Source organism: uncultured Sphingomonas sp. (genome assembly GCF_937871615.1).
Taxonomy (GTDB): Bacteria; Pseudomonadota; Alphaproteobacteria; order Sphingomonadales; family Sphingomonadaceae; genus Sphingomonas.
In genome coordinates, this window is sequence record NZ_CALMPA010000022.1 from 46865 (window position 1) to 63570 (window position 16706).

General features: G+C 66.1%; 18 protein-coding genes. 13 read left to right on the forward strand and 5 right to left on the reverse strand.

All coding sequences use genetic code 11. The features are described 5' to 3' along the window. Positions 1-21: 21 nt before the first annotated feature. Positions 22-1500, forward strand: a complete 1479-nt coding sequence (locus tag Q0316_RS05595) for an amidohydrolase family protein (protein WP_298670555.1) — start codon at positions 22-24, stop codon at positions 1498-1500. Beyond that, a complete protein-coding gene (locus tag Q0316_RS05600; protein ID WP_298670556.1) occupies positions 1497-1958 on the forward strand; it encodes a nucleoside deaminase in 462 nt (153 codons plus the stop codon). Before Q0316_RS05595 ends, Q0316_RS05600 begins: the two co-directional genes overlap by 4 nt. Here the strand turns inward: Q0316_RS05600 and Q0316_RS05605 are convergent. Then, on the reverse strand, positions 1955-3034 hold the full coding sequence (locus Q0316_RS05605) for an MBL fold metallo-hydrolase (protein WP_298670557.1): 1080 nt from the start codon (positions 3032-3034) through the stop codon (positions 1955-1957). The two genes, Q0316_RS05600 and Q0316_RS05605, sit on opposite strands and share 4 nt — an antisense overlap. 127 nt (positions 3035-3161) lie before the next feature. Here Q0316_RS05605 and Q0316_RS05610 point away from each other — a divergent pair, with 127 nt between their 5' ends. From Q0316_RS05610 to Q0316_RS05645, 8 genes are all read left to right on the forward strand, one after another. Next, entirely contained in the window at positions 3162-3545 is a 384-nt protein-coding gene (locus Q0316_RS05610; protein ID WP_298670558.1) for a DUF4345 family protein, read from the forward strand. After that, on the forward strand, positions 3542-5191 hold the full coding sequence (locus Q0316_RS05615; RefSeq protein WP_298670559.1) for a sulfatase-like hydrolase/transferase: 1650 nt from the start codon (positions 3542-3544) through the stop codon (positions 5189-5191). The genes Q0316_RS05610 and Q0316_RS05615 overlap by 4 nt, the downstream gene beginning before the upstream one ends. Then, complete coding sequence (locus Q0316_RS05620; RefSeq protein ID WP_298670560.1) at positions 5191-5763, forward strand: hypothetical protein; 573 nt, start codon at positions 5191-5193, stop codon at positions 5761-5763. The genes Q0316_RS05615 and Q0316_RS05620 overlap by 1 nt, the downstream gene beginning before the upstream one ends. 5 nt (positions 5764-5768) lie before the next feature. Then, on the forward strand, positions 5769-6422 hold the full coding sequence (locus tag Q0316_RS05625) for a 2-hydroxychromene-2-carboxylate isomerase (protein WP_298670561.1): 654 nt from the start codon (positions 5769-5771) through the stop codon (positions 6420-6422). A 163-nt stretch (positions 6423-6585) separates the two neighbouring features. Next, on the forward strand, positions 6586-7221 hold the full coding sequence (locus Q0316_RS05630) for a hypothetical protein (RefSeq protein WP_298670562.1): 636 nt from the start codon (positions 6586-6588) through the stop codon (positions 7219-7221). 76 nt (positions 7222-7297) lie between these two features. After that, a complete protein-coding gene (locus Q0316_RS05635) occupies positions 7298-7669 on the forward strand; it encodes a hypothetical protein (RefSeq protein WP_298670563.1) in 372 nt (123 codons plus the stop codon). A 2-nt stretch (positions 7670-7671) separates the two neighbouring features. Then, a complete protein-coding gene (locus Q0316_RS05640) occupies positions 7672-8445 on the forward strand; it encodes a C39 family peptidase (protein ID WP_298670564.1) in 774 nt (257 codons plus the stop codon). Continuing rightward, positions 8442-9074, forward strand: a complete 633-nt coding sequence (locus Q0316_RS05645; RefSeq protein WP_298670565.1) for a hypothetical protein — start codon at positions 8442-8444, stop codon at positions 9072-9074. Before Q0316_RS05640 ends, Q0316_RS05645 begins: the two co-directional genes overlap by 4 nt. Positions 9075-9111: 37 nt before the next feature. Here the strand turns inward: Q0316_RS05645 and Q0316_RS05650 are convergent, their stop codons facing one another. Both Q0316_RS05650 and Q0316_RS05655 read right to left on the reverse strand, forming a co-directional pair. Further along, a complete protein-coding gene (locus tag Q0316_RS05650; protein WP_298670566.1) occupies positions 9112-10464 on the reverse strand; it encodes a transporter in 1353 nt (450 codons plus the stop codon). Next, the gene (locus tag Q0316_RS05655) at positions 10464-11096 is read right to left on the reverse strand and encodes a Crp/Fnr family transcriptional regulator (protein ID WP_298670567.1); all 633 of its coding nucleotides are present in this window, start codon (positions 11094-11096) and stop codon (positions 10464-10466) included. The genes Q0316_RS05650 and Q0316_RS05655 overlap by 1 nt, the downstream gene beginning before the upstream one ends. Before the next feature lie 215 nt (positions 11097-11311). On the opposite strand from Q0316_RS05655, the gene Q0316_RS05660 reads away from it, so the two are divergent. Beyond that, the gene (locus Q0316_RS05660) at positions 11312-11623 is read left to right on the forward strand and encodes a response regulator transcription factor (RefSeq protein WP_298670568.1); all 312 of its coding nucleotides are present in this window, start codon (positions 11312-11314) and stop codon (positions 11621-11623) included. A gap of 3 nt (positions 11624-11626) precedes the next feature. On the opposite strand, the gene Q0316_RS05665 is transcribed toward Q0316_RS05660, so the two are convergent. Then, positions 11627-12295: a response regulator gene (locus Q0316_RS05665; RefSeq protein ID WP_298670569.1), complete on the reverse strand. Its 669-nt coding sequence runs from the start codon at positions 12293-12295 to the stop codon at positions 11627-11629. A gap of 189 nt (positions 12296-12484) precedes the next feature. Here Q0316_RS05665 and Q0316_RS05670 point away from each other — a divergent pair, with 189 nt between their 5' ends. Together Q0316_RS05670 and Q0316_RS05675 are read left to right on the forward strand one after the other, a co-directional pair. After that, a complete protein-coding gene (locus Q0316_RS05670) occupies positions 12485-13816 on the forward strand; it encodes an ATP-binding protein (protein WP_298670570.1) in 1332 nt (443 codons plus the stop codon). Between the two features lie 75 nt (positions 13817-13891). Beyond that, positions 13892-16141: a transferrin receptor-like dimerization domain-containing protein gene (locus Q0316_RS05675; RefSeq protein WP_298670571.1), complete on the forward strand. Its 2250-nt coding sequence runs from the start codon at positions 13892-13894 to the stop codon at positions 16139-16141. 21 nt (positions 16142-16162) lie between these two features. On the opposite strand, the gene Q0316_RS05680 is transcribed toward Q0316_RS05675, so the two are convergent. Next, a complete protein-coding gene (locus tag Q0316_RS05680) occupies positions 16163-16612 on the reverse strand; it encodes an Rrf2 family transcriptional regulator (RefSeq protein ID WP_298670572.1) in 450 nt (149 codons plus the stop codon). Positions 16613-16706 lie beyond the last annotated feature (94 nt).

Here is a 16706-nt window from a genome sequence, read left to right on the forward strand (position 1 = left end):
GATGCGGCACAGCCGGGGCATGTGGTTCGGCTGGACGGGAATGGCATGGCGGTGAAGAAGGCTCTTGTCGCATTGGCGGCGGCGGTATCGTTGTTGCCGATGGCGGCGGCGGCGCGCGAGATGGCGGATGTGCTGATCCGCCACGCGACATTGGTGGATGTCGAACACGCCCGCGCCATCCCCGATCAGGCGGTGGCGACGGTGGGCGAACGGATCGTCGCGGTCGGCAAGGATGCCGATGTGGCGAAGGCGTGGGGCGCGCGTCGCCAGGTCGAGGGCAAGGGGCGCTATCTGATCCCTGGTCTCTGGGACATGCACGTCCATTTCGGCGGCGGCCCCGAACTCATCGACGAGAACAAGGCGCTGCTGCCGCTCTACGTCGCTTATGGCATCACCACGGTGCGCGATGCTTCGGGCGATCTGCCCTATGATGTGCTCAAGTGGCGCGGGGAGATCGCGGACGGCAAGCTGTTCGGCCCGCGGCTGCTCAGTTCCGGCCCGAAGATCGAGGGGCTCAAGCCGGTGTGGAAGGGCACGCTCGAAACCGGCTCCGAAGCCGATGTCGATCAGGCGATCGCGAAGCTTGGCGCGCTCAAGGTCGATTTCGTCAAGATCACCGACAGCACGTTGAAGCCGGAGCTGTTCCTCTATGCCGTCAGCCATGTGCGCGCCGCGGGCCTGCGCGCATCCGGGCATATCCCGATGGCGCTCACCGTGGGGCAGGCGGTCGATGCCGGGATCAGTTCGATCGAGCACCTGAGCTATGCCTATAAGGCGGGCGTGAAGGATGAGGCGGGAATCGCCGCCGATTTCGCCGCCGGTCGCATTGATCGCGCGGGCGCGCAGGCGCGGCTCGACGCGGGTTTCGATCAGGCGACGGCGATGGCGTCTTATGCCAAGCTCAGGGATCGCGGCGTGTTCGTTACGCCGACGCTCAACATCGAGCGGCTGCTCGCCTTTCTCGACAGCGACGATCATTCGAAGGACGCGTTCCTCGCCTATATCGGGCCGGGGCTGCGCAAGACCTATCAGTGGCGGATTGATCGCGCCGCCCAGGCCACGCCAGAGCAGATCGAGGCGCGGCATCGCCGCTATCGGCAGACGGCGGCGGTGATGCCGCTGCTGCAAAAAGCTGGCGTCACGATCATGGCCGGCACCGATGCGGGCTTCCTCAATTCGTTCGATTATCCAGCACTCGGGCTGCATCAGGAACTGGCGCTCTATGTCGAAAACGGGCTGACCCCGGCGGAGGCGCTTTCCGCCGCGACGCGTGCCGGGCCGAAATGGTTCGGTATGCTCGATCGTTACGGCTCGGTGGAGGTGGGCAAGCAGGCCGATCTCGTGCTGCTCGATCGCAATCCGCTGGAGGACATCGCCGCCACCCGCACGGTCAACACGGTCGTGCTGCGGGGCAGGGTGGAGGATCGCGCCGCGCTCGACAAATTGCTGGCCGATGCAAAGGCGAAGGTGGCGCGCTGGAACGCCGAAGCGGCGAAATGACGGCGGAGGCGGAGCGGGATTTCCTGCGCGCCGCGATCGAGCTGGCGCGCGGGAATGTCGCGGGCGGCGGGCGCCCGTTCGGCGCGCTGGTGGTGAAGGATGGCGCGGTGATCGCCACCGGCGTCAACGAGATACTCGCGACCGGCGATCCCACCGCCCATGCCGAGATGGGCGCGATCCGCGCGGCGAGCCGGGCGCTGGGCTCGCCCGATCTTTCGGGGTGCGCGGTTTATGCCAGCGGTCATCCGTGCCCGATGTGCATGGCCGCGATGCGGATGGCGGGCATAACGGCGGTGAGCTTCGCTTATTCGAACGAGGATGCCGCGCCGTTCGGCCTTTCGACCGCCGCGATCTACGCCGAACTGGCGTTGCCCTTGGCGCAGCAACGGATGCGCATTCGCCATGTGCCGGTGGACGATGTCGCCCCGCCCGCGCTTTATGCCGAGTGGCGCGGTTAACGCACGGACCAGCGCCGCAATTCCATCCCCTTGCTCGCGGCGGGCAGGCTGAACACCATCCCGTCCTCTCCCACGGTGATCGTGCCGCCGAAACGCTGGCGCGCGTCGCCGAGGAACGCGGGATACATCAGCCGCGAGGGCAGCGGCGGGATATTGTGGCTGAAGACGAGGTGCTTCACCCCCGCCGCCTGCGCTTCGGCGGCGGCGTCCTCCGGTGAGGTGTGATAGTTCAGGATATCGCGGGTGATCCGCGTGAACGCGGGCTGGCGGCGCTGGTCCAGCGCCTCGGTCATCAGCCCGACGAGCCGGGGTTGTAGCCCTTCATGGATCAGCAGATCCGCGCCACGCGCATTGCGCGCGATCGCGGGCGTCGGGCTGGTATCGCCGCTGAACACGATCGAACGCCCCTTGTAGCTGAAACGATAACCCACCGCCGGCTCGACTGGCCCATGATCGACGCGGAAGGCGGTGACGGTCAGCCCATCCCCCTCGAACACCGAGACGGGGGACCAGTCGCCCCTGGGCGGCAGCGCGAAGGGCATGGCCTCGCCGCCGGTGCCCGATGGCGGCGCCACCGACGCGCCATGATGCGCGGTGCGGAAGCCGGCGTCGATCGCATAGGCCTGATTGAACCCCGCGACCACGCGATCGGTGCCCGCCGGCCCGTAAACCGGCAGCGGGCGGGTGCGCCCCGCGCCCGTCCAGGCGAGCAGCAGCAGCGGCCCCAGCCCGTCGATATGATCCGAATGAAGATGCGTCAGGAACACGCCCTCGATGCGGCCATTGGGGATGCCCATCAGCATGATGTTGCGCGCGCCGCCCTCGCCCGCGTCGAGCGCGAACATGTGCCGCCCGGCGATCACCACGCTGCACGGCCCGGCGCGCGTCGGATCGGGCATCGGCGAGCCGGTGCCGCATAGCGCGACATGCAGGCCGTCGGGAAGCGCGCGTGTCGCATCGACGCCGGCGCGGCGCTCGATCGCGGCGCGCGCCACCTCGCGCCCGATCGCGCCGGGAAACGCCGCCGCCGCGAGCACCGCCGCCCCGCCCGCCGTCCATCCGATCGCGTGCCGCATCTGAACTCTCCCCCAGGCCCGTCTGCGTGGAGGATAAGCGATATTATGGCATTATCAATGCCGATATCTTGCGCGCGCGGAAACGCATGATAGGATCGCGTGATGAGGCAAGGGGGAGGATGCGGCTGTGACGCAGATATCGCGCGTGCTCGTTGCGCTGGTGGCGCTGCTCAATATCGCGCTGGGGCTGGGCTTTCTGATTGATCCGGCGGGATCGGCGCAGCGCTTCTTCCTGGAGCCGCTGGGCACGCAGGGGATGGCGACGCTGCGGGCGGATTTCACCGCCTTCTTCGTCGTCGGCGGGGTGGCGGCGCTGCTCGGGGCGACGCGCAACGATCGCGCGCCGCTGATCGTGCCGATCGCGTTGCTGTCGATCGCGATCGCGGGGCGCGCGGTTAGCCTCGTCGCCGATGGCGCGCCCGCCACCGCCTTTCCGCCGATGGTGGTGGAGGCGGTGATGGTCGCGATCCTGCTGCTCGCGCGGCGGATATTCGCGGATGCGCGCGGGTGAAGCGCTGGAAGAAGATCGCGCTCGGCACCGTCGGCGCGGCGGCGGTCGCGGGGTTCGCGGCGAAGGATTATGTGCTGCTGCACCTGCCGGGCTGGCTCTCCCCGCATGTCGCGCCCTTCCACGAGATCGCGTGGCGGCCCGGCCCCGCCACGCCTGCATTGCCGCCGGAGAAGCGCCCGCCCAATATCGTGCTGATCGTGGCGGACGATCTTGGCTTCAACGATATCAGCCTCAACGGCGGCGGGGTGGCGCGCGGGCTGCTCAAGACGCCCAATATCGACGCGATCGGGCGACAGGGGGTGATCTTCGCGCAGGCTTATGCCGGCAACGCCACCTGCGCGCCCTCGCGCGCGGCGCTGCTTACCGGGCGCTATCCGACGCGTTTCGGCTTCGAATTCACGCCGACCGATACGCGCTTCGCCAGGACGGTGGCGAGTTTCCCGAGCAACTGGCGATATAAGACGATCCTCGACAAGGCGGCGGTGGACAATGATCCCCCGCCCGATGCGAAGGGCATTCCCACCAGCGAGCGGACGATCGCGGACGTGCTGCGCGCCGGCGGGTATCACAATGTCCATCTCGGCAAATGGCATCTTGGCGGGGAACCGGGGATGCGCCCCGAGCAGCGCGGCTTCGATGAGAGTCTTGGCTTCATCATCGGCGCGCAGATGTTCCTGCCGCAGAACGACCGCAACGTCGTCAATTCGAAGCAGGATTTCGATCCGATCGACAAATATCTGTGGGCGAACCTGCCGTTCAGCGTCCAGTATAACGGCGGTGAACGGTTTCACCCCGATCGCTATATGACCGATTATCTGACGCATCAGGCGGTGCGCGCGATCGACGCCAACCGCAACCGGCCGTTCTTCCTCTATCTCGCCTATAACGCGCCGCATACGCCGCTTCAGGCACTGAAAAGCGATTACGACGCCTTGTCCGCGATCCCCGATCATCGCACGCGCGTTTATGCCGCGATGATCCGCGCGCTCGATCGCGGCGTGGGGCAGGTGATGCAGGCGCTGAAGGAGCGCGGGCTGGACGACAATACGCTCATCATCTTCACCAGTGACAATGGCGGCGCGCATTATATCGGGCTGCCGGAGATCAACCGCCCGTATCGCGGCTGGAAGGCGACCTTCTTCGAAGGCGGCATCAGGGTGCCGCTGCTCATGCGCTGGCCCGCGCGGATCGCGGCGGGCACGCGGGTGAACGGCACGGTCAGTCATTTCGATATCTTCGCCACCGCCGCCGGCGCCGCCGGGGTCAAGCCGCCTGCCGATCGCGTGATCGACGGGATCGATCTTGCGCCCTATGTCGATGCGCGGCGCGCGCCGATGCCCAGACGCACCTTGTTCTGGAAAAGCGGCGCTTATCAGGCGGTGCGCGATGGCGATGCGAAGTTGCAGATCCTGGATATCCCGCGCCGGTCGCTGCTCTACGATCTTGGCGGCGATCCGACCGAGCGGCGCGATATCGCGGGCGGCAATCCGGCGGAGGTTCAGCGGTTGACCGCGCTGATCCGCGCCCATGATGCGCAGCAGGCGAGGCCCTCATGGGCCGCGCTGTTCCGCTCCCCCGTCGCGATCGACCGTCCGCTCGGCACGCCGCCGCGCGCGGGCGAAGCGTATAGCTATTGGTCGAACTGATGGCGGGGGAAGACGGGCGACGCAAACGATCGGAGGAAAGCCGGCGCAAGATCATCGAGGCGCTGGTGGCGTTGGTCGGCGAGGGGCATGTCACCCCGGCCGCGGAGCAGATCGCCGCGCGGGCCGGGGTGGGGCTGCGCACCGTCTTTCGCCAGTTCGCCGATATGGAGGCGATCTATGCCGGGATGGCGCAGCGGATGGCGCGCGAATATCACAACTGGCTCGATCCGTTCACCGCGCCCGACTGGCGCGGGCAACTTGGCGAGATGCTCGACCGGCGGCTGGAAACCTATGAACGGCTGATGCCCTACAAGCGCGCCGCCGATGTGCATCGCCATGCGTCGGCGGCGATCCAGCAGCGCCATGCCGGCGTGCTGGCGGCGATGCGCGGGCGTCTGGTCGGGCTGTTGCCCGCCGCGATCGTGGCGGATGCGATCCGGCTGGAGACGATCGACCTGCTGCTGAGTTTCGAGACCTGGCAGCGGCTGCGGATCGACCAGCAATTGCCGCCCGCGCTTGCCCGCGATGTGGTGTCGAGCGGGGTCGCGCGACTGTTGCAGCCCGAGGAGTGATTGCGATGACGCTGGCCTATGATTGCTTCTGGTCGTTCCGATCGCCCTATTCCTATCTCGTCACCCCGCGGCTGATGGCGCTGGAGCGCGATTTCGATGTGCGCTGCGCTGTCCGCATCGTGCGGCCGATCGCGGTGCGGCAGCCGGAATTCTTCAGCAACGGCGATCCGTTGTGGGTGAGCTATCTGATGCGCGATACGGTGCGGACGGCGGAATTTCTCGGCCTGCCCTATCGCTGGCCGCGCCCCGATCCGGTGGTGATGGATGTCGCGACGCGAACCTATCCGCAGGCGCAGCCCTATATCCATCGCCTGAGCCGGCTCGGTCAGCTCGCCGCCGAGCGTGGGCGCGGATTGCCGTTCATTGCGGCGGTTAGCCACCTGATCTGGAGCGGGGCGGTCGATGGCTGGCACGAGGGCGATCACCTTGCCCGCGCCGTTGCCAGCGCCGGGTGCGATCTGGCCGAGATGGACGCGGTGTTGGAAAACGATGGCGCGCGCCTCGCCGCCGTGATCGAGGCCAATGAGGCGGCGCAGCGCGCGGCGGGCCATTATGGCGTGCCGCTGATGGCGTTCGGCGGAGAGCCGTTTTTCGGGCAGGATCGCTTCGATCAGATGGTCTGGCGGATGGAGCGGGCCGGGCTGGCGCGCCGCGCGTAATCCACCACGCGGCGGGCGCTGCGGGCGGCGCGGCGCGGCCTGTCGGTTCTTACGTACTGGTTATCTGGGCGCGAATGTGCGGCGGCGCAAAGCGGCGGCGCGGGCCATCGGATATTTTTGCCGGTGCCGCGATCGCGCGGATAACAGGAAAGGAACCTTGAAAATGGGCAAATCCACGCTCCTCATCAGCGCCGCCGCGGCAGTCGCGATGGGCGTCGCCGTTCCGGCATTTGCGCAAACCAGTGCGGGCGGATCGAACGTCACCGGCGCATCGGGCGCTGACAGCGACACTTCGGTCAGCACCGAGAGCACGACGGTGACCAAGAATATCAACGTCAGCAAGGGCAACAATTCCCCGCGCACGAAGAACGAGACTGAGAACAGCTACAACAGCAACAGTTCTCAGCACAACAAGATGAAGGTTGAGGATAGCTACAATACCAGCACCGACAATTCTCAACACAACAGGCTGAAGGTTGAGGATAGTTACAATGTTGACAATTCTCAACACAATCGTTCCAAGGTTGAGGATAGCTACAACACGAATAGTTCGCAGCACAATGGCAACATCCATCTCGTTGCGGATCAGGATCTGAATGCCACCGTGAGCAGCCATGGGAAATATAATTTCAGTGGCAACAGCTCGAACTACAGCAGCGGCGGAAACAGCATCGCGGGCAGCGCTTTCGCGGCCTATTCCGGCATCCTGAACCAGGGCTGGAACACCGGCAACAACAGCGCGTCTCAGGCCGCGACCAACATTGCCGCACAGGGCACGACCAGCTTCACGACCCATTGATACCCCCCGCCTGCCGGGCGGGCGCCGCCCGCCCGGCGTCTTTTTTGTTGCAAGCGCGGACGCAAGGAGACGCACGATGTCGATCTCTTTTATCAGGCGCCGCATCGCGGTCGGCATCGCCGCCGCGCTCGCGTCGTTCACCGCTCCGGTCGCTCTGGCGCAAACCGCCGCACCCGTGACAACAACGCCCCCCGCGATACACGCCGCCGCGCTCGATGACGCGGTGCTCGGCGAGGAACGCGGCGGACAGGCGATCGTGATCGGCAACCAGGCGCTGCAAAGCAGCATCTCGGGCAATTCGATCGCGGGCAATTATATCGCGGGCGCCATCACCCTTTCGGACAATGCCTTCGCCAATTTCAACGGCATGGGCAATGTCGTCATCAATTCCGGCGCGCAGGCGAATTTGCAGAGCGCGATGAACCTCACCGTCAATCTGGGGAATTAGCCATGGCGCGGTGGCCTGCCGCGCGGCAACGCGAAATGGCGGCCTCCGCGATAGTGCTTTTCAGCCTCGTCGCGTCGCCCTGTGTGGCGCAGACGCGGCCGCTGGCGCAGATGCCGGTCGATGCTCCGGGACGCGAGCCGGGGTATACGGTGCGGGTGCGGAGCTGGGCTGAAATCCCCTTCCGCACGATCGTGCGCCAGCGGTTTGATTATAGCTGCGGCTCCGCCGCCGTCGCGACGCTCCTGACCTATCAATATGGCGTGCCCACGGACGAAGCCGCCCCGTTCAAGGCGATGTACGACAAGGGCGATCAGGCCAAAATCCGCCAAAAGGGCTTTTCGCTGCTCGACATGAAGAATTATCTCATCGCGCGCGGCTTCGCGGCGCAGGGTTACCGGCTGGGGATCAACGACATGCGCGCGCTCGGCAAGCCGATGATCGCGCTCATCAACGTCCGCGGCTACACCCATTTCGTGGTCATCAAGGGCGCGCGCGACGGGCGCGTGCTGATCGGCGATCCGGCGCGTGGGCTGCTCAAGGTTTCCGATGCCGAATTCGCGAAGATGTGGAGCGGCATCGCGCTGATCGTCACCGATCCGCCGAAGGGCGTGGACGGCGCGTTCAACCTCGCGCGCGATTGGGATCCCTGGTCGACCTCGCCCACGCGAATCTTCCAGGGTGAACGCACGATCACCGCGACAACCGACAATCTGCCGCCGATCTATCAGATCCAGCAGCAGATTTTGCCAAATATCCGCGTAGGAGGCATCCCATGACCCGTAATGCCGTGAGCCGCGCCGCGCTTCGCGTGCTGATCGTGGCGGCGATGGCGGCTGACACGATCGCGCCAGCCGGCGCCGTTGCGCTTGATCCGGAGGGGATCGCGCCCGCTGTCGGGGTTTCCGGGCAGTCTGATGCCGCGTCCCCCTTCGCGCACATGACCGCGCTGAGCGACAGCGAGATGGCCGAGGCGCATGGCGGGTTCGATTGGGGCGGGATGAACATCACGTTCGGCGCGGACGTGCAGACCTATCTCAACGGTCAGCTCGCATTGCAGACCGTGGTGAACTGGACCGCGAGCGGCGCGACGACGCAAACGATCGTCGGAAGCCAGCTCGTGCTCGCCGATATGACATCGGCGTCGGGCGGTGGTGGTGGCATCACGCTGCCGTCGACCATTTCGGGCAGTCAGGTCTATTTCGCCAACGCCGGGCAAACCGCGCTGATCCAGAACACCAATGGCGCGCTGCAAAATGTGCTCGTCAACGCGATGGCCAATCTGAACGCGGTGCAGCAAACCAACGCCACGGTGACGCTGGGCAATTATACCGCCTTCGCCGCCGCGCTTCATGCCGGCGCGCTGAACATGGGGCTGGGGCACGAGATCGGCAACTTCTCGCACTGACCGGCCCCCCCCTCCCGGTGTGCCCCCCGCCGAACCGCTAGAAGGTGAACGGCAGGCGCAACGTCATCGCGACGCCCGGCGCGTCCTGCGTCACCCCGAACTGGAAGGCGAGCGTCACCGACTGGCGCGGGTTGACGCGGTAGGACATGCCGAGATCGAGCGTCCCCACCTGTAAGGTCGATGAATCCTGGAAGCTGCCGTTCAACTCGGTCCGCGTCGGCAGGATATAGGTGTGGCTATAGCCGAGCGAGAACGAGAAGCGCGGATTGATCGCGAAGCCGAAGCCGATGTTGGCCGAAATGGCGCCGCCGGGGTGGACATGCCCGATCAGGATATCGTTGACGGTGCGATTGATGTTGCGGGGGAATTGATAAAGATATGATATCCCGCCGTATATCACCGCCGGATCGGTTGGCAGCAGCATCGTGATTCCCGGCTGGATTCCCCAGAAACCCGATCCTGTCGCCAGCCCATGGGCAATGCCGAATTCGTCATAGGAAATCGAGAACGGGCTCACCCCGGTATCGCTTTTCACGCGCAGCCCGGCGATGAAGATCGGCGCCTCGGGATTGACGGGCGCGTTTAGCTGCCAGCGCAGCGCCCCTTCGATATCGCCGATCGCGCTTCGGTGGAGATCATATCCTTCCGTCACGGTGCCCTCGCGCACCTGCGTCAGATGGATGCTGTCGGTGCGGATCATCGCCGGGATCATCAGTTCGGCTTCGAGCCGGTCGGTGAAGCCGTGCCATATCGTCAGTGCGTCCACCGTCGTGTTGCGATCGGCGGTGGAAGCCTGGATCGAGCCGATCTGAAGCCCCGGCACCAGCTCGATCCCGGCAAAGACCAGCCGATTGTTGGCCGAACGAATGTATGTGAGCGACGATTGCACCGTGGTCTTGCCCGCAGGCGTCAGCACGCCCTGGCCTTGCGGCACGGCCTGGGTCTTCTCGGCGATGTCGGGCTTTGCCGCCTGCGCGTCCCCCACGGTGGTCTGTGGCGCGGGAACGGTTTGCGTCGCGGGCGGGCCGGCTTGCGCGCCTGCGCCCACGCCGGCGCCGCGCGCGGCGGCGAGGTCGGCGGCAGTCTCGGTCCTGAGCGCGGTAATCTCCTCGCGGTAAGCGGCGATCTGCTTTTGTTGCGCGTCGATCTGCGCCTGCTGCGCCGCGATTCTGGCGGCGAGATCGGCGAGTTGCTGCTCCACCGATGGCGTCGCGGCGGGTGCCGGTGTTGCTGCCGGGATCGGTGCCGGTGTCGGTGCGGAGACCGGCGTTACCGTCGCCGCCGCTGGCGCTGCCGCCGCGGGCGGCGCCGGGTCGTCAGCGGCCCATGCGGTGGTGGGGAGGGCAATCAGGCTGCCGGCGCAGAGCCAGCGGGTCGCAGCGTTTCGCATCAGTGGATCATCCCTGGAGAGAAAGCGGGCAGGTGGGCTTCGGAAGGGAATAGCTGGCCTTCGTTGGCGATTTCGCGCAGCCGGTCTGACTGGATGATGGTGAAGATGCGCCCGCGCGCCTGGCGCAGCAGGCCGCGCCGCCGGAATTCGGTGAGCGTGCGGCTGATCGTGTGGAGCGTCAGCCCGAGGTGATCGGCGAGATCGGAAAGCGGCAGCGGCAGGCGGAATTCGCTGCCCAGCCCGCGCCCGGCGAGTTCGAGGAAAAACGCGGCGACCCGCGCGCGCGCATGGCGGCGCGAGCGGACCGCCAGCACGATATATGCCTGATGCAGCGCGCGCGAGAGCAGCCTGATCCGCTGCTCGATCGCCTCGTGCGGCTCGATCGGCCATTCGAAGATCATCACCGATGTCGCGGCCTCCGCCGTCAGCATCTGCTGATCTTCGCTCAGCCCGATCACGTCGCCGGGAAAGGCGAAGCCGACGATCACGCGCTGGCCGTCGGCGAGATACAGGCACAGGCGAACCACGCCTTCCTCGATCCGGTGCAGATTATGGGTCGGGTCGCCGGGTGCGTAGAGCACCGCGTCTTTCGGGATGATCCTGCGGCGGCCGGATGGATGCGTCGTCGCCATGTGCGTGGCCCCACCTTCAGCAGCCGCGCGCAGGGTGGCGCGGCGCGGGCGGAAACGCCATTCGCGGAAATTCTAAGTAAAATTGCGCATCGCGCGCCTGTGGTAATCTTGCTGTCAGCTTGGGGTGGTATCACCTTTTGGTGAGTCGGGATGCGAAGGATATCAGGGCGCACGCGCCTCGACCCGCGGTTTGAGTATCGAACAGGAGGTGCCCGATGTCCTTGCTTAGCGATCAGGCGCTTGGCGTATGCCTTACGGCGCGCGAGCTTGAGGTTCTGGCGCTTGTCGCCGGCGGTCTGTCAGCAAAGGAGATCGCGTTGCGCATCGCGATCGCGCCGCGAACGGTGGAGCGTCATATCGACAATGCCCGGCTGAAGATGCGCGCGCGCAATCGCACGCATCTCGTCACGCGGGCGATCGCCAGCGGCCTGCTCGATCCGCCGGAACGCGAGGAGGAGGCACAAGTATTCCCGCCCGTGCTTCTGCGCGGGCAACATACCGGCGCTGAGGCGATCCTGCTTCTTTGACCGTCAACCGGCGACCAGCATGTATCCGATCCCGCGCAACGTGCGGATTGATACGCCGCCCGGCGCCTCGATCTTGCGCCGCAGGCGATAGATATACACTTCGAGCGCGTTGGAGGTGACGCCGTCGCCCGATCCGAACAACTGATCCTCCAGCAGCCGGCGCGGGGTCGCCCGGTTGCTGCGACGGATCAGGATTTCGGCGAGATCGGCCTCGCGCGCGGAAAGTTCGACCGACGCGCCGTCGATCGACAACTGGCGGGACATCGTGTCGAAGACGAGCGCGCCGGCCCGGATCGACGGATCGGGAAAGCCATCCCGGCGGCGCACGATCGCGTCGATCCGCGCGTGGAGTTCGTCGACGAAGAACGGTTTGACGAGATAATCGTCCACCCCCGCGCGCAATGCGGATACGCGCTTCGCCACGTCGTCATGCCCGCTCACCACGAGGATCGGCTCGCTATGCCCGGCGGCGCGCCAGCGGCGGACGAGCATCGTTCCCTCCTCATCGGGCAATCCCAGATCGAGGATGATCGCGGCGAACAATGTCGTGGAAAGAAGATAGTCCGCATCAGCCGCATTGCCCGCGATCTCGACGGCGATATCCCGATCCGCCAGCGCGGCGTGAAGCGCGCCCGCGAATTCGTCATCGTCATCGACGAGCAGCAGCCGCATATGTTCCCGTCCAGTCGGGCGCGCCGGCGTTCGGAAAACCGCCGGGTCACCGCGTAAACTTTCCGATACGGGCGATTCCCCACAAGGAAAAACCTCGCTATTGAAATATAAACCCTGCTCTGGCCGAAGGAAAGCATTACGCGACTTCCTCCCGCTTTGCCGCCTGATCCGATTGACCGGCGATCAATATTGCCGTCATCGCTGCTCGGGCGGCTGACGCTGGGGTCGCTGCTGACAATGCTGGTGCTGGGGCTGATATTGCCGCTGCTCGCGTCGCATTCGATCCTGGGGCTGGCCGATCGCACCGTGGCGGCACAGATCGAAGCGGACATGGACGGTATCGCCAGCGGCTTGCGCTACATCGGCGGGCGTTGGGAGCTGGTGGTCGATCCCTATCTCGTCACCACGCTCGTCGCCAGCGATCCGGGCGACGGCTTCGTCGTGATCGACGAGGCGCGCCATGTCGTCGCGGCATCGCGCGGCGGGCGGGAAGCGATCGCACGGATCGGCGGCCTGCCGTTCGCTGACGGGAGCGTCGGATCGGGGCCGGTCGCCTATTCCACCCGCGTCGTCCGATCGGGGCGGCAACGGGCGCTCGTCATGGTCTATCGCGATCGCTGGACCGCGAATGCCGCGGTCGATCAGGCGGCGCGCGATATCATGGTGCAGTTCGGCGCGCTGACCATTGCGGCGCTGGCGCTGATGCTGGCGATCAACCTCGCGACGATCATCGTCTCCATGGCGGGGCTGCGGCGCGCGGCGCGCGAGGCGGCCTCGATCGGGCCGGATGCGCCTGGGTGTCGGATCAACCGGCAAGACCTGCCCGATGAGGTGCTGCAACTGGTGGATGCCGCCAATGCGGCGCTCGATCGGGTGGAGGACGGGCATCGGATGCAGGCGCAGTTCGCGGGCGCGGTGGCGCATGAACTGCGCACCCCGATCGCGTTGCTGCGCGTGAAATGCGAATGTTTGCCCGCTTCGCCCGAGCGCGAGGATTTGCTGAAGGCGGTGGATCGCCAGTCCCACATCCTGCGGCAATTGACCGCGCTCGCCTCGCTCGATGGGATGCGCCCGGCGATGACGCGGCTCGATCTGGTCGAAACGATCCGCGAGATGGCGACGGATCTGTCGGGGCAGGTCATCGCCTCGCGGCGCACGATCGAGTTTTCCGGCCCGGACTTTCCGGTGTGGGTGCGCGGCAACGCCGATTGCCTGTTCTCCATCCTCTCCAACCTGATCGGCAATGCGGTGCGGCATACGCCGGTGGGCACGCATATCGCGATCCGCGTCGGGCGTGACGGGAGCGTGATGGTGGCGGATGACGGGCCGGGCATCCTGCGCGTCGCGGGGGAGGCGCGGGCGGCGCGCTATCTGCGCGCCGATCGCAGGCGCAGCGACGGCGCCGGCATGGGGCTGCGCATCGTGGAGAAAACCGCCGGATTGCTCGGCGGGCGGATGGAAATCGCCACGGACGCCGCCGGGGCGGCGGTGACGATATGGTTGCGCGCGGATCGCGGATAGCGCGGACAATCCCTTGCCTTCGCCGCGCAAATCGCTCCATGTTCGGCGAAACGAGGAATGCAAGGGGGGGATGCGATGCGCACGGCTGGACGGATTCTGGCGGGGGCCGCGCTCGCGGCGATGGCGGCGGCGGGCGTGGCGCAGACCGCGCCCGCGGATCGCACGGCAATCGAGGCCCGCTTCGATCAGCATATCAGCTCGGCCGACCAGCTTGCGTGGCTGAAGGACATGTCGTCCGAGCCGAACCATGTCGGCTCGCCGCACGACAAGGCCAATGCCGAGTCGATCCTCGCCAAGTTCAAACGATGGGGCTGGGACGCGCATATCGAGACGTTCTACGTTCTCTATCCCACCCCGATTTCCACCACGGTGGAGATGGTGGCGCCGCAAAAGATCGTGCTGGGCGGGCAGGAGCCGCCGATCGCGGGCGATGACACTTCCGCCAACACCGCGCACGCGCTGCCGCCCTATGTCACCTTTCAGGGCGACGGCGATGTCACCGGCGATCTGGTTTACGTCAATTACGGGATGCCGGAGGATTACAAGGATCTCGCCCGGCGCGGGATTGATGTGAAGGGCAAGATCGTCATCGCGCGCTACGGCACCGGCTGGCGCGGGCTGAAGCCGAAGCTGGCGCAGGATCATGGCGCGATCGGCTGCATCATCTATTCCGATCCGGCGGACGATGGCTATGCGAAGAACGATGCCTATCCGGTCGGCGGCGCGCGTCCGGCGGGCAGCGTGCAGCGCGGATCGGTGGCCGATATGCCGCTCTATCCCGGCGATCCGCTGACGCCTGGCATCGGCGCGACGCTCAATGCCAAGCGACTGAAGCGCGAGGATGCGAAGGCGATCCTGAAGATCCCGGTGCTGCCGATGTCTTATGGCGATGCGGTGAAGCTGATCGGCCGGCTTGGCGGGCCGGTCGCGCCGGCGCCGTGGCGGGGGGCATTGCCGGTCACCTATCATATGGGTGGCAATGGTGGCGTTTCCGTCCATCTCGCGGTGAAATCGGATTGGAAGCTCACCCCCGTTTACGATGTGATCGCGAAGCTGAAGGGCGCGCGCTATCCCGATCAATGGGTGATCCGCGGCAATCACCACGATGCCTGGGTGTTCGGCGCGGCGGATCCGCTATCGGGCAATGTCGCGATGCTTTCGGAGGCGAAGGCGCTGGGCGAGTTGTACCGCAGCGGCTGGCGGCCAGCGCGAACGATCGTTTACGCCAGTTGGGACGCGGAAGAACCGATGCTGCTCGGCTCGACCGAATGGGCGGAGCAGTACGCCGATGAGCTGAAGAAGAAAGGCGTCATCTACATCAATACCGATGGCAACGGGCGCGGCGTGCTCGGTGCCGAGGGAAGCCATTCGTTCCAGCATCTGGTGAACGCCGTGGCGGCGGACGTGACCGATCCCGAAACCGGGGCGACGGTGGCGGCGCGGCGGCGGGCGGAGGCGCGCGTGGCCGCGTTCGATCGCACCGGTCATGTCAGCGATGCCGCGCTGGCGGCGGCGGAGAAGGGGGGCGACATGCCGATCGGCCCGCTTGGATCGGGATCGGATTATTCCGCCTATATCCAGCATCTCGGCCTGCCCGCGCTCAACATCGGTTTTGGCGGCGAGGATGAATCGGGCGGAGTCTATCATTCGATCTACGACAGCTTCCATCACATGACGACGTTTGACGATCCCGGCCTGAAATATGGCGCGGCATTGTCGAAGCTGGTCGGGCGGCTGGTGTTGCGCATCGCGGATGCCGATGTGCCGGTGCAGCGTTACGGCGATTTCGCCGATACGGTGGGGGTCTATCTGGGCGAGGTGAAGAAGCTCGCCGCCGATCGCCGCGCGGAGGATGTGAAGCGCGAGAAGCTCCTCCACGATGGCGCGTTCGCGCTGGCGAGCGATCCGCTGAAGCCGGTGGGCGCGGTGGCGCCCGAGCCGATGACGCCGCAGTTCGATTTCACCGCGCTCGAAGGGGCGGTGGCCGCGCTCAAACAATCCGCGACGAGCTTCGACGCGGCGCTCGCGGCGCGCGGCGCGGGGCTGACCCAGTCGCAACGCGATCGGCTGACCGCGCAGTTGCGCGATGTCGATCAGCTTCTGCTTGACGAGCGCGGGCTGCCGGGGCGGCCATGGTACAAGCATCTGATCTACGCGCCGGGCCGGTTCACCGGCTATGGCGCCAAGACGCTGCCCGGCGTGCGCGAGGCGATCGAGGAACGCCGCTTCGATGATGCGAATGAATATGCGGCGCGCACCGCAAAGGTGCTGCGCGACTATGCCGCGCGGCTCGATCAGGCGCGCGCCACGCTGGAGGGGAAATAACGCGCCGCCGCCGGGGATGGCTCAGGCGGGGGCGTCGGCGGTCATTTCACGATCCCGCGCGGCAAAGAGCGCCAGGATATCGGGCCGCTTCGCGATCAGATCCTGCAACGTATAGCGATCGAGCACCGCCATGAACGCGCTGAGCGCCTCCGCCAGCGCGACCGTCAGCCCGCACGCCGGGGCGATGATGCAGCCGCCGCAATCAACGAGGTCGAAGCCGTCCTCGGTATGCCGCACCAGCGCGCCCACGTTGATCTGATCGGGCGCCCGCCCCAGCCTGATGCCGCCGCCACGGCCCCGCACGCTCGCGACATAACCGGCATTGGCGAGATCGTTCACCACCTTCATCAGGTGATTTTGCGATACGCCATAGGCGCGTGAAACCTCCCCGATCGAACACAGACGTTCAGGGTGCGCCCCCAGATAGAGCAGCACGCGCATCGCATAATCGGTATAGCGGGTCAGGTGCATAAACGGCTCCGCCTCGATCCCGGAGAAAAAACATATATTATTATTGCATCTTTTGCGGCAAAAGAATAGATGCGTCTCATATACATGATTGGAG